Consider the following 10953-nt stretch of genomic DNA (forward strand, 5'->3'; position numbering starts at 1 on the left):
CGGTAAGCACCTGTTCTGTACCGTGCGTGGGTACGGTCCGGCACGCCTGCTTGCCCCTGCGTTCCCGGGTACTGCGAGCCGCCTGGAATGCGAGCCGCCTGGAACACACAGGAAGGAACTCAATGGGCCAGGACCGCCTTGCAGCGTCCTACGGCGATGCCAATCCACTGTTCCGGTTGTGCCGGCACCTGGGCTGGGGCGCACTGGTCAACCTCGGTTACCACACCCTTCCGACCCTCCCCGGGATCGTCGGTGGGCTGGCTTGGTTTCAGCGACGGCTCGAGACCAGGAGCCTGGCACTCCTGCAAGCCGGTCCGGGACACCGGGTGCTGGACGCCTGCTGCGGACGCGGCCACACCACCGCCCGGCTGGCTGCCGCGGGCTGTGCCGCCGTGGGGGTCGACATCACCGCCGACCAGATCGCACAGGCTCGCGCCCGGTACGGCGACGCCGTCCGCGCCACCTTCGCCGTGGCCGATGTCACCGCCCTGCCGCAGGCAGAGGGCATCCGTGCCACGAACGGCTCGTTCGACCGGGTGCTCTGCCTGGAGGCGGCCTTCCACCTCTCTCCCGCCGACCGCCGCGCTCTGTTGGCCGAAGCCTTCCGGGTACTGCGCCCCGGCGGAAGGTTCGTCCTGGTCGACTTCGTCTGGAACACGGACGATCCGTCGATGATCCGGCAGCTCGATCCACTGGGCCTCGTACGCGAGGCGTGGCAGTTCGACGAGTTCGAGCCCCTGAGGCGTTATCTGAGGCACGCGGAGGAGACGGGGTTCGTCATACGGCGCACCGTCGACTGGACCCGTCCGGTGATCGAAGGCTTCTCCCGTCTCGGCGCTCTCCTGACACGCATGGCGACGAACCAGGCCGGCCGGGAACTGCTGTGCCTGCGCTGGCCCGACTTGCGCGAGTTCAGCGAACAGGACTGGCGGCACACCCTCGCCAGTGTCGAAGCCCACTGCTCCGTAGGACGCTGCACGGGCTACGTCGCCCTGGTGCTCGACAAACCAGCCTGATCACCACCTCCGGCCGACTCAGCCGCCGTTGCTACTGGCCCTGGACGTGCTCGATGAGCCCGCTTCCGGCGGAGCGAGCCGCCCGGTGCGCGGCACCGAGGGACTGCTTCGCGCGGCGGTCGGTGGGCCCCTGCGCTGATCCTCGGGGCCGGGCAATGGGGCCTTCACCGATGAGGACCCCTGCCGGGCCGATGTCAGGAGGCGGTCACTCCCGGTCGCCGCCAGGGCAGTTCGGCGTGCCGCACCGCGTCGGACGAACGGGTGCGGGTAGGTGGTCCGCTGTCATGAGGCGAGAGATTGAGGGGTGGGATCACTGTTGTGGGGCTTTGTCGCATGGCGGCTGATGCTGATGACGGCAAGGGTGGCGTCGGGCCGGGAGCAGGCCGGTGAGTAGTTTCTGTCCGATGCGGCCGGCCGCGCCGTGGTTCGCTGTGCCGATGCCGGCTGCCTGGATGACCTGGTCGCGGGCGGTCTGGAAGGCGATGGTGAAGCCACAGCGGTCCGGGTCGGTGCCTGGCACGGACTCGGCGGCATCGGCCATGACCGTCCGCAGTGCCTGGTAGAGCGTCAGCAGTGCCCACATCTCCTGTTCGATGCCGACCCGGTCGCCGGAGCGCAGGACGCGTCCGGCCATGATCGTGTGTCGGAGTGCGTAGTACGCCGATTCGTGTTCCCACCGTTGGCGGTAGAGGCGCATCAGTGAGGCGGCCGGGTAGCGGCGGGAGTCGGCCGAGGAACTGGGCGCGGGTGGCGCTCACCGCGGCGAGGAAGAAGTTGCCGTCGAAGCCCTTGTCCCACAGCACCAGCGTGTCCGGCCGCAGCAGGCGCAGGAGGCGGGAGGCATAGCTGGTCTCGCCCTCGTCGGTGGGACCGAAGACCGCGCCGAGCAGGGCCCGTGTCCCGGTCTCGACGAGCGTCATCAGCTCCAGCGTCGGATATCCGTGATGGGAGGTCCGGCCCAGCCATGCCCGGTTGCGCTCCGTGTCAGGCACTGCAGCCGTCGAACGACACCGTCCGGTACGGGCCGAAGCTCACTCCTGGGGTCGTCGGCCGCGCCGGCGGCCCGGCCGGTACGTCGAACAACGCTCGTATCGGTGTGGTTCCCAGCCTGCGGCGCTGGTCTCGCAGGGCCTTCGGAATCGGCGAAGCGACCGGCACGTCCGCCGGCCCGGCCGTCAGCTTGTCCCGGACGAGCCGGTATCCGACTTCGGGAAAGAGACACATCGCCAGCAGGAAGTAGATACCGACACGGGACGGCAGATCACGCAGTCGACTCTGGAGACGACGGGTCTCGTGAAGGACAGCGTCGACCAACTCGAACGGTATGACGGCCGTCAGCTCGCCCAGATGACCGGGAGCGAACTTGCCTGCAGCCACGGTGACCGAACGAGTGATGGCCATCATCGTGATCGGAATGCTCAGCCCGCCCTGCGGACACCACAGCCAGGGCCAAGGCGCCTCACCACGTTGGCCGTTGTCAACCGGAATGCGACATCACCCGTGAAGGGCAAGGGTGTGGTCGCGGATCTGCCAGCCACCTCTCGATGAGACCTGCTGGACTGATCGCGAAACACGCTGCCTTTCACAGGATGGAACGCCATGCAGGCAACCACTACCGCTTCAGTCAACGGCGAACTCTTACCCCCTCGGTCCCCGCTGACGGGGTGGCCGGCCGTGGTCTCGGTGATGCTGGGAATCTTCGTCATCGTCACCACCGAGATCCTGCCGATCGGTCTGCTGACCTCGATCGGATCCAGTTTCACCGTCTCGGACGGGATGGCTGGACTGATGATGACCATGCCGGGCTTCCTGGCGGCGATCGCCGCTCCACTGGTCACTGTGATCACGGCACGCTTCGACCGCCGACTGATGCTGTGCTTCTTCATGCTCCTGCTGGCACTGGCGAACTTCCTTGCCGCCGCGGCACCCGACTACTGGCTCGTACTGACCTCCCGGATCATGGTCGGGATCACGATTGGCGGCTTCTGGTCGATCGGGGCCGGGTTGGCGGAACGACTGGTGCCGCCGGTCTCGGTCGGCAGGGCAACTGCTGTGATCTTCTCTGCCGTCCCGCTGGGATCCGTCCTCGGCGTGCCGGCGGGCACCCTCATCGGAGATCTCACTGGATGGCGAACGGCCTTCACCGTCATGGGAGTTCTGACGGTCGGCGTACTGGTCATGCTGCTCTTGTTCGTGCCCCCGCTTCCTCCGGTCCAGGCCACACGACTGGGCGTGCTCAACGGCATGCTCCGCGGTACCAACACTCGCTTCGCACTCCTGCTGACGTTCCTTGTTGTGCTGGCTCACTTCGGCACCTACACCTACATGACACCATTCTTGGAACAGGTCACCCATGCCAGCGGTGGTCTGATCACTACGTTCTTGCTGCTCTATGGTGCCGCCGGCATCCTCGGCAACTTCCTGGGCGGCGCCTGGGTGGCCCGGTATCCGCGGACCGTCTTCGGGCTCGCGGCCGCCCTGATCGCCGCAGTGACCCTCCTGCTTCCAGCGTTGGGCCGCTGGGAGGCCGGCGCAGTGATGCTGCTGATCGTGTGGGGCATCGCGTATGGCGCCGTACCGGTCGCGTCGCAGACCTGGTTCTCCAAGGCGGCGCCGCACGCCCCGGAAGCGGCATCGGTCCTGTTCACCGCATCCTTTCAGGCAACGATCTCGATCGGTGCACTCGTAGGGGGAGTCCTCCTGGACCGGACCTCTCCGTCCGTGGTCATGCTGCTGGGCGGTTGCACCGCAGCGCTCATGGTCCTGGCGGTAGGGAGCATGCCTCGTCGGGCCGGACTGCGATGAGCGGTCCTGAGCACACAGGGATTCGTAGTCTTTCGACAGTCGACGGCGCCGTCCCAACCAGGCGAATGTCCGCTCCCCCCGACGTCGCGGGACCACTGCGAAGAGCGGTGCCGCAGATGGTCTTGCACCTGCTTTGACCCACATTGAGCGGAAGTCGCCGTCGCGTCGCTGCACGATCTGCACGGTGATGCCCGTGGTTTTCTGGGCCCGGGCGTGGAAGTTCTCCGCGGCCTGGGGGAAGAGGACTGCGGCGCCATCGCGGTCGCCGACGTTGGCCGGGCCGGCGCGGGTGAGCGGGACGGTGCCACGGGTGTCGGCCAGGAGATGGCGTTCGATGCCGCTGCCCTTCTTGCCGCCGTCGCTGCCATGCGGCCACCGCGCTCCGTGGTCCGGACACTCCGGCTGTCCACGCAGGAGCTTGCCCTCTGACAGGCTTTCAGAAGGACATGAAATCTCCGGGAGTTGGCGGCGGCCGGGAAAGGCCGGGGCGGCGCGATGCGCCCCGGTGGGCTGACGGCGCCGAGGATTCTCCATGGCTGTTGAGTGCCGGAGTCGTACGACGAGACGGTGGGGAGCCGGCTACCGTGCGACTGCCGTGCGATCGGATGTGTTCACACCAGGAGCGCAGGGAGCCCCATCAGGGCAGGGTGACCAAATGGGTCCCCTGCCCCGACGGAGCTCGGTCGGCCGGGCGGTGGGTTACCGGCGCCCGGCAGAGGCCGGTGCCGTGTGCGGCGCTCTCCGGCTCAGCCGAAGTTCACGTCGCTGCACCACATGTAGGCCTGGTCGAGGTGCGAGGCCTGCCAGATCACGAACAGGATGTGGTGACCGGTGTAGCCGGAGGTGTTGACGTTGAACCTGATGTCCTGCGCCGGGGCGTAGCGACCGGTCTGCGTGATGAAGTCGAGGTTGCCCCAGCCCAGGGTCTGGGTCTTGGGGTTGAAGCCCTGCTTGCTCACGTAGACCCTGAAGTAGTCGGCACCGTGGGACGCCTGGTCGTGCAGTTGGACCGTGAAGTTGTTGCTGATGTTGGTCGTCTTCCACTGCCCGGGCTTGTCCAGGCTGGCGTTCCTCGAGAGGTTGTTGCTGCAGAGCGTCCCGTCGGGGGTCCGCGCCTGGAACTGGCCACCGAGGCCGTCGCGGAGTGCGCTCATCCAGTTCCACATGGTGTCGGGGTTGGCCTGGAACGCCTGATAACACATGGGGTCTTCGGTCTGCATGGCCGGGCTCGTGTGGTTGCTGCCCCACGTCTTCCAGCACTGATACGCGCGGGAGGCGGGGTTGATGATGGTGCCGTGAGCCTGGGCGGGGGCCGACCAGGCCAGTGCGCCGACAACCACGGCGAACACCATGACGAGCGCCTGGAGAGGCCGGCGGAGGGGCGACCGTGAACGCCCTGTTAACGGACTCTGTTTGCGCATGTGGGGGGAACTCCTTCCAGTTGCAAGACTGTCGTGGGAGCGCTCCCAACGGTACGTCTTCTGGATGAAATGTCAATGAAGCAATCGGAGTTGGTTACAGAGGTGGGCGGCGAGCAGGGAATCTGCCGTGAACCAGGAGCCAGAACCGTTCCCGGGACCGGAAAGCGAGGACGCGGCCTGGACCGGTGCGCGGGGCGATGTCAGGGAGGGGCGTTCGCAGCATGGCAACGGGACCTGGTTCCGGCGCGGGGGCCGTCCAGTTCCACAACACGCGAGATCCCATGGGGCGCCACCGTGGCCCCGAGACGCTCGCGGACCAGGTGCCGGAACACTTCCCGGTGGATCGTCGGCCAGGCCACGGAGAAGAGGCCCGGCTGATCACGCCCGGGTGCGTTCCACGTGTGCCGGCACGGCTGTTCCGGACAGGGCTGCCCCGCGGTGAGCGGACGGCATGGGCTGCGGCTCGGCCGTCGCCGGTTCCCACCGATGATGCTTCCCCCACCGAGCTCTCCGCTCTCACCCGTGTAGCGGCCACCAGCTCGACGATCCGTCGGTAGTCCACCGCGAGCACCTCCACGGTCGCCACCTCGTGCCAGTGCGACACGACAGCACCCGAGCCAAGGGCCTCTTCGGCCACCGCCGATACAGCCCCGCGCACCCGCAGCGGGCACTCCCGCCACGTCCGGAGCGGCCAGGAACTCGGCGAATCCGATCGCGATTCGTTCCGCCTGCGGGCGAAGCTCCTCCGCCCGCACCCAGGTAGCCGCCTTCCGCTCCTCCGACCATCCCGACCATCGACCGCGTCGGCCAACCCCCCTTCGCCGAGCCGGAATTGATCTAGCGAACCCTGCCACGACGACACCGGGAACACGCCTGACCAAAGAAGCTCAACCATCACACCCGGAGGGACATCGGCTTATCATGACGCCGCGTCAATTCGCAGTCTTGCGGATCCGGACCAGCAGGGGAGACTGCCTTCACGACCGGGGCCGCCCGATCCCCGACAGCACCACGCCAAGCGAGCCGGTCCACCGTCACTCCACCGAGATGAGGTCTGATGCACCGAAACCGAGCCACCGTCAGCGCGGTCGCCGTGGCCCTGTTCACCGCCGGCCTCGCCGTCGGCCCGGCAGCAACCGCCACCGCCGCCGAGGCGAAGGCCCGCGTCGGAGCCGACTGGGCAACTCAGTCGATCGTCTTCACCGCCGCTGCAGGACAGATCAACAACCTCAACATATTCTCCATGTACACCAGTGACGGGATCCGGCGAATCGGCTTCAGCGACGTGGTCCCGCTCGAACCGGGCGACCACTGTGCGTACTCCAGAGCCGAGGACACCACCTCCGTCGTCTGCGAACTGCCCGCCGACAGCCCCCGGTCCGACCGGATCGACGTCTTCCTCGGCGACGGCAACGACACGATCGCCGCCTTCACTCCCGGAATCGGCACCGTCAGCGGCGGCCTCGGCGACGACGAACTGCACGCCCACACCGCACGCACGGTGCTGGGTGACGCGGGGAACGACATGGTCATGGGACCCGCGGCCCTGCACGGCGGCGACGGCATGGACCACCTGATGGGTGACAGTAGCAACCAGCAGATGTGGGGCGGCCGGGGCGACGACATGATCGAGGGTTACGGCGGTGACGACACCGTGCACGCCGGCCCCGGCGACGACCACGCCATGGGCGGGGACGGCCGCGACATCCTCCTCGGAGGCTCCGGCAACGACACACTGGACGGCGAAGGCGGCGACGACCTCGTCTGCGGTGGCACCGGAAAGGACGTCCTCGAAGGCGGACCCGGCCGCGACCTCGTCCTCCCGTGAAAGCTCGTAACACGAACTTGTCGAAGCGGCCCGGTCGGACGTGACCGGTCTGGTGGCTGGGCCGTTCGTGATGTCGTGAGTACTCGGCCGTGGACCGTGGACGACGACTTGGTCTGCAGGGCATCCTGTACGTCCTCTACAACGACATGGCCTGACAACTGCTGCCGCTGGAGCCGGAGTCCGTCTCCGGGCAGGCCTGCTGGCGCCGCCTGGAAAGAGGCGGCAGCAGGTCGGCGTCTTTGACCGGCTGCACCGGATTCCGCCGGCCGAACTGAACGAGGCCGGGGAGTTCGACTGGTCACGGGCCTGCGCGGACGGTTTCCACATCCGCGTGAAAAGGGGGTGCCGACACCGGTCCGTCGCCGGTCGACCGGCGCGAGACGGGCAGCAAACACCAAGGGCACAGTGCCGTCTCCTGCGAGCGGAGACATTCGCTCGGGGGGACTCATCAGTTGGACGACCGCGTGATCATCTCGGAAGGCCAGGACCAGCGTCGGGAACTCCCCGTTCGACAACCGAACCTCGACGTACCCCTGGCCAAGAGAACGCAGGTCGTTGTAGCGGTCTGCCAGACCCTTCACCTCTGAACGTCTCTCAACCGGATGAAACCGACCAACGGCGCCACCGGTACAACCGCGGCCGCCGAGGCGGCCGGCCACCGGCATTCGACCGGCAGATCTACCGTCGGCGCAACCGCGTCGAACGCTGCTTCAACCGCCTCAAAGGCTTCCGCGGAATCGCCACCAGATACGACAAGACCGCCACCTCCCACGAAGCAGCGGTCGGTCTTGCGTCGTTCCTGCTCTGGGCAAGATCCGTTTGAAGACGGACCCTGGATCTACCCGGCCGCCAGCTGCCACGCCATGAACTCCTCGACCACTCCGGGCGGGTTGGCGACCTCGGTGGCATGCACCTCCCAGCCGGGGCGGGCCATGTCGAAGACGACCACCGGCAGCGACCGGCCGAGGACGCGCTCGATCACCCCGTCGGCGTGCAGATGCCGGGCCAGGTCGATCACTGCGTCGCAGAAGTGCGCGCGCAGCAGTTCGGCACGGGCGGCCACGTCCTCGTCGTCCAGCAGCCTGTCGAGGTCGAACTCGCCGTCGTACCAGGCGCCGAGGCGCCGCACCTCCTCGACGTACACCTGACTGCCGACCGGGTCCTCGGGGACGTTGCCGAGCGTCTCGAAGCCCTCGAGGAGCCAGTAGGCGTAGTTCCAGCGCACCTCGCCGTCGTCGTCCGGGTAGCGCTCCCGTTCGTACTGGCTCTCGGTGTTGTAACCGATGGCCACGTACGGGCGGCGGTCGTCGTCGTCAACCCGCCAGATGCGGAAGGACAGGGCGTAGATTTCGGGCCTCAGCTCGGCGGGAAAGCGTTTGAGGACGCCGACGGCCGCGGTCCGCAGATGGGCGAGGAAAGTCTCCGGTCGATCCGTCATCCGAGGAGCATCCCACCCGCTACGACCGGCGCCGCCACCCGGGTAGCCGCCCACTGCCCCGACCGTCGGCGACCACGACCAGCAGTCGCTACGACCGATGGCGTCCCAACGTCCGCAGGCCCGACAGCGTCCGGTCGTCGAAGTCGAACAGGGCCAGCCAGTACGCCCTCGGCGGGCCTCAAGCATGCGGCAGCGGCTACAGGTCGATGCCGATGAGCGGGTTGCTGGGGTGCGGGTGAGCCGGGGCGGCATGCGGTTCGCACCTGCCGGTGCTGCTGCGCGGAAAGGGTCCATGGCGAGGAGTGACTGCTGAGGTCTTCCGTTGTCTCGCAGATGTCGCGGATGCTGACCGGGTGAACTCCACGAGGGACTGGTATGAGAAGTGGGATTTCCCCGGAGGTACCCCGTCCAGAGCGCCGAACTACTACCACAACGAAGATGACGACCCGATCGACTGCCGGCCAGAGAGATCTTTTGAATTCGGAGGAGATCAGGACCTCTACAGCGATGGTCTGCTCGAGTGCGCCGGCTGTGGGCACATGAATCCAGAGAGCCTCGACGAGCGTCGCCTCTGCCCGTACTGCAGGCCTGACGGTCCAACCGGGGACGGCAAGGTGCCGACCGCGTTCCATGCCCTCCTGGACCAGCACGGGATCTCCCGGTCGAAGTCCTGGTCGCGTGGGGTCCGCCCTGCATGAGTGGCGCCCGTGTCAGTGGTGCTGTGCATGATCGGCGTGTCAGCTCATCGCGGAGGCGAAGAGGCGCCATGCCGATCACAAACCAGCAGGTAGCGGGACACGCGTTCCTGCGGTCGATGTACGAGGACCCGTACTTCCCTGATCACGTAGTCGATGGAGGAAAGGCGATCCTGCTGCGGCTGTGCGAGCGCATTGAGGCCGGGCAGCCGTCGGATCTGGAAGCCCTGTATGGGCTCACCCAGGCTGCGACGGAGGAGTTCAACCTGCTGGACAGGGAGTTCGTGGCGGCCGGGAGCGGGATCGAGACGGTCGCGCGCGAGTGGATCTGCGACGAGTTCTGCTTCGTCGCGTCGGCATACGGGTTCTCGGACGCGGATGCGGAGGTGTTGACCGCCGGCCGGGACTGGTGAATGAGGACGGGAAGGTCTCCTCCGTTCGAAGCCGTTCGTTGAGAGCCGCGATCAGCACGGTCGCCTCGTGGCGGACGGCGAGCTTGTCGTAGCGCGTGGCGGCAGCACGGTGTCTCTTGAGGCGGTTGATCCCGCACTCGACCGCATGGCGCTGGTGGTGGTCGGCCGGGTCGAAGTGCGGCGGCCTGCTCGTCCCGCGGCAACCGAATCCACCTGCGCAAACGCGGTGCTAAGGCGGTTGCCCCGGAGAAGAAGGACCAGGCCGCCAACCGGAAGAAAAGGGCTCCAGAGGCGGGCGGCCCATCAGCCACGACGCCGGCCTCTGCAAGGAGAGGAACGTCGTCGAACGCCCGATCGACAGTCTCGGGGCCTGGTGAGGCATCGCCATCCGATACGACAAGGCCCCGCACGGCCACCTCGTCGGCTTCCACCTGCGCGCCTCGATGGTCCGGATCAAGGATCTGACTCGGACCACCCATTGATCACGACTCAATAGGCACCCTGATATGTTTTTTCCACCTTCTTCTCCCAAGGAAGGCCCTGATGACGGGCACCGACAAGTGGTCCTTCACGGTGGATGAGGACGGTATGGTCCTCGCCGTCGCGCCCTCCGGTACGCCGGAGAACGTGCGGCTCGCCGTGGAGACCGTGCTGATTCCCTTCGGCGACTCGGTCACTGCCGCGGAGGGCTATCTGTGCCAGTGGCGGCGGATGGCGGAGGAGTTCGGCGACGACTACACCCTGGCGACCACGAGCGCGCAGGTCAGACGCGTAGGGCCGGACGAGATCGAACTCGGGGACATGTACGGGCAGTTCGAGGACTGCCGGATGAGTTGCCATGAGTTCGAGAGGATGCTCGGACGGCTGATCGACTTCCTGAAGTCGCTCCACCGCGAGGACGAGTCCCATGGCTTGATCACGACGTCACGCGGGGACGCCGAGCGGCGGGTGGTCGAGCACGCGGGGCTTGTACTCGACCAGCTGGATGCGGCCGTCGAAGGTGCGGTGCTCGGTCATCTCGAGGGCGACGTCCGGATAACCGTCGTAGATGCGCTCTTGGCCCGTGGCCCCGGTGATCACGGGGAACATCACGACCCGGAAGCGGTCGACCAGTCCGGCTCGTAGCAGGGACCGGCACAGGCTGAGGCTGCCGATCGTGCTGAGGAGCCCCGAGCCGCCCGACTTCATGGCGCGGACCGCCTCGACGGCGTCGTCGCGGACGAGCGTGGAGTTGGCCCACGTCAGTGGCTCCTTCAGTGAGGAGGAGAACACCACCTTGGACGCTTGCGTGAGCTCGTCCACGGACGCCTCTTCCTCGGGCCTGAACTCGTCCTGGC

General features: G+C 67.2%; 10 protein-coding genes and 3 pseudogenes. 5 read left to right on the top strand and 8 right to left on the bottom strand.

Annotation, left to right across the window (positions count from 1 at the left end; genetic code table 11):
* The first annotated feature begins 122 nt into the window (after nucleotides 1-122).
* On the top strand, nucleotides 123-1016 hold the full coding sequence (locus ACZ62B_RS38225; RefSeq protein ID WP_344566511.1) for a class I SAM-dependent methyltransferase: 894 nt from the start codon (nucleotides 123-125) through the stop codon (nucleotides 1014-1016).
* Between the two features lie 310 nt (nucleotides 1017-1326).
* Here ACZ62B_RS38225 and ACZ62B_RS38230 read toward each other — a convergent pair whose 3' ends face one another.
* The 3 genes and pseudogenes from ACZ62B_RS38230 to ACZ62B_RS38240 form a co-directional block, all read right to left on the bottom strand.
* Nucleotides 1327-1650 carry a hypothetical protein gene (locus tag ACZ62B_RS38230; RefSeq protein WP_468880659.1) on the bottom strand — a complete coding sequence of 108 codons (324 nt, stop codon included), beginning with the start codon at nucleotides 1648-1650 and terminating at the stop codon, nucleotides 1327-1329.
* A 148-nt stretch (nucleotides 1651-1798) separates the two neighbouring features.
* A pseudogene (locus ACZ62B_RS38235) lies at nucleotides 1799-2008 on the bottom strand (IS4 family transposase); the annotation flags it as partial.
* Nucleotides 2001-2420 carry a transposase domain-containing protein gene (locus ACZ62B_RS38240; protein WP_468880379.1) on the bottom strand — a complete coding sequence of 140 codons (420 nt, stop codon included), beginning with the start codon at nucleotides 2418-2420 and terminating at the stop codon, nucleotides 2001-2003. The pseudogene ACZ62B_RS38235 and the gene ACZ62B_RS38240, both read right to left, overlap by 8 nt.
* Before the next feature lie 195 nt (nucleotides 2421-2615).
* Here ACZ62B_RS38240 and ACZ62B_RS38245 point away from each other — a divergent pair, with 195 nt between their 5' ends.
* Complete coding sequence (locus ACZ62B_RS38245) at nucleotides 2616-3821, top strand: MFS transporter (RefSeq protein ID WP_468880377.1); 1206 nt, start codon at nucleotides 2616-2618, stop codon at nucleotides 3819-3821.
* Between the two features lie 746 nt (nucleotides 3822-4567).
* On the opposite strand, the gene ACZ62B_RS38250 is transcribed toward ACZ62B_RS38245, so the two are convergent.
* Nucleotides 4568-5242, bottom strand: coding sequence for a lytic polysaccharide monooxygenase auxiliary activity family 9 protein (locus tag ACZ62B_RS38250; protein ID WP_465270131.1), 675 nt, complete (start codon nucleotides 5240-5242; stop codon nucleotides 4568-4570).
* Nucleotides 5243-6299: 1057 nt separating this feature from the next.
* Here ACZ62B_RS38250 and ACZ62B_RS38255 point away from each other — a divergent pair.
* Complete coding sequence (locus ACZ62B_RS38255; RefSeq protein ID WP_344566503.1) at nucleotides 6300-7070, top strand: calcium-binding protein; 771 nt, start codon at nucleotides 6300-6302, stop codon at nucleotides 7068-7070.
* Nucleotides 7071-7908: 838 nt separating this feature from the next.
* On the opposite strand, the gene ACZ62B_RS38260 is transcribed toward ACZ62B_RS38255, so the two are convergent.
* On the bottom strand, nucleotides 7909-8508 hold the full coding sequence (locus tag ACZ62B_RS38260) for a hypothetical protein (RefSeq protein ID WP_468887185.1): 600 nt from the start codon (nucleotides 8506-8508) through the stop codon (nucleotides 7909-7911).
* A 766-nt stretch (nucleotides 8509-9274) separates the two neighbouring features.
* On the opposite strand from ACZ62B_RS38260, the gene ACZ62B_RS38265 reads away from it, so the two are divergent.
* Nucleotides 9275-9616: a DUF5713 family protein gene (locus ACZ62B_RS38265; protein ID WP_469693889.1), complete on the top strand. Its 342-nt coding sequence runs from the start codon at nucleotides 9275-9277 to the stop codon at nucleotides 9614-9616.
* A 28-nt stretch (nucleotides 9617-9644) separates the two neighbouring features.
* On the opposite strand, the pseudogene ACZ62B_RS38270 reads toward ACZ62B_RS38265, so the two are convergent.
* Nucleotides 9645-9821 (bottom strand): annotated as a pseudogene (locus ACZ62B_RS38270) (IS5 family transposase); the annotation flags it as partial.
* On the opposite strand from ACZ62B_RS38270, the pseudogene ACZ62B_RS38275 reads away from it, so the two are divergent.
* Nucleotides 9773-10098, top strand: a pseudogene (locus tag ACZ62B_RS38275) (IS5/IS1182 family transposase); the annotation flags it as partial. The pseudogenes ACZ62B_RS38270 and ACZ62B_RS38275 overlap by 49 nt on opposite strands.
* 7 nt (nucleotides 10099-10105) lie before the next feature.
* Here ACZ62B_RS38275 and ACZ62B_RS38280 read toward each other — a convergent pair.
* Together ACZ62B_RS38280 and ACZ62B_RS38285 are read right to left on the bottom strand one after the other, a co-directional pair.
* Nucleotides 10106-10525: a hypothetical protein gene (locus tag ACZ62B_RS38280; RefSeq protein WP_344566497.1), complete on the bottom strand. Its 420-nt coding sequence runs from the start codon at nucleotides 10523-10525 to the stop codon at nucleotides 10106-10108.
* A 15-nt stretch (nucleotides 10526-10540) separates the two neighbouring features.
* Nucleotides 10541-10953 (bottom strand): dihydrofolate reductase family protein (locus ACZ62B_RS38285; RefSeq protein ID WP_469693891.1); only part of this gene is annotated, 413 nt, incomplete at its 5' end.

The organism is Streptomyces sp. NPDC053426 (assembly GCF_055585405.1).

Excerpts from the sequence above, each read along its gene's own strand:
- ACZ62B_RS38250 (WP_465270131.1), bottom strand. The coding sequence starts at position 5,242 with ATGCGCAAACAGAGTCCGTTAACAGGGCGTTCACGGTCGCCCCTCCGC.
- ACZ62B_RS38230 (WP_468880659.1), bottom strand. The coding sequence starts at position 1,650 with ATGGCCGGACGCGTCCTGCGCTCCGGCGACCGGGTCGGCATCGAACAG.
- ACZ62B_RS38225 (WP_344566511.1), top strand. The coding sequence starts at position 123 with ATGGGCCAGGACCGCCTTGCAGCGTCCTACGGCGATGCCAATCCACTG.
- ACZ62B_RS38240 (WP_468880379.1), bottom strand. The coding sequence starts at position 2,420 with ATGATGGCCATCACTCGTTCGGTCACCGTGGCTGCAGGCAAGTTCGCT.
- ACZ62B_RS38280 (WP_344566497.1), bottom strand. The coding sequence starts at position 10,525 with ATGGGACTCGTCCTCGCGGTGGAGCGACTTCAGGAAGTCGATCAGCCG.
- ACZ62B_RS38265 (WP_469693889.1), top strand. The coding sequence starts at position 9,275 with ATGCCGATCACAAACCAGCAGGTAGCGGGACACGCGTTCCTGCGGTCG.
- ACZ62B_RS38260 (WP_468887185.1), bottom strand. The coding sequence starts at position 8,508 with ATGACGGATCGACCGGAGACTTTCCTCGCCCATCTGCGGACCGCGGCC.
- ACZ62B_RS38255 (WP_344566503.1), top strand. The coding sequence starts at position 6,300 with ATGCACCGAAACCGAGCCACCGTCAGCGCGGTCGCCGTGGCCCTGTTC.
- ACZ62B_RS38245 (WP_468880377.1), top strand. The coding sequence starts at position 2,616 with ATGCAGGCAACCACTACCGCTTCAGTCAACGGCGAACTCTTACCCCCT.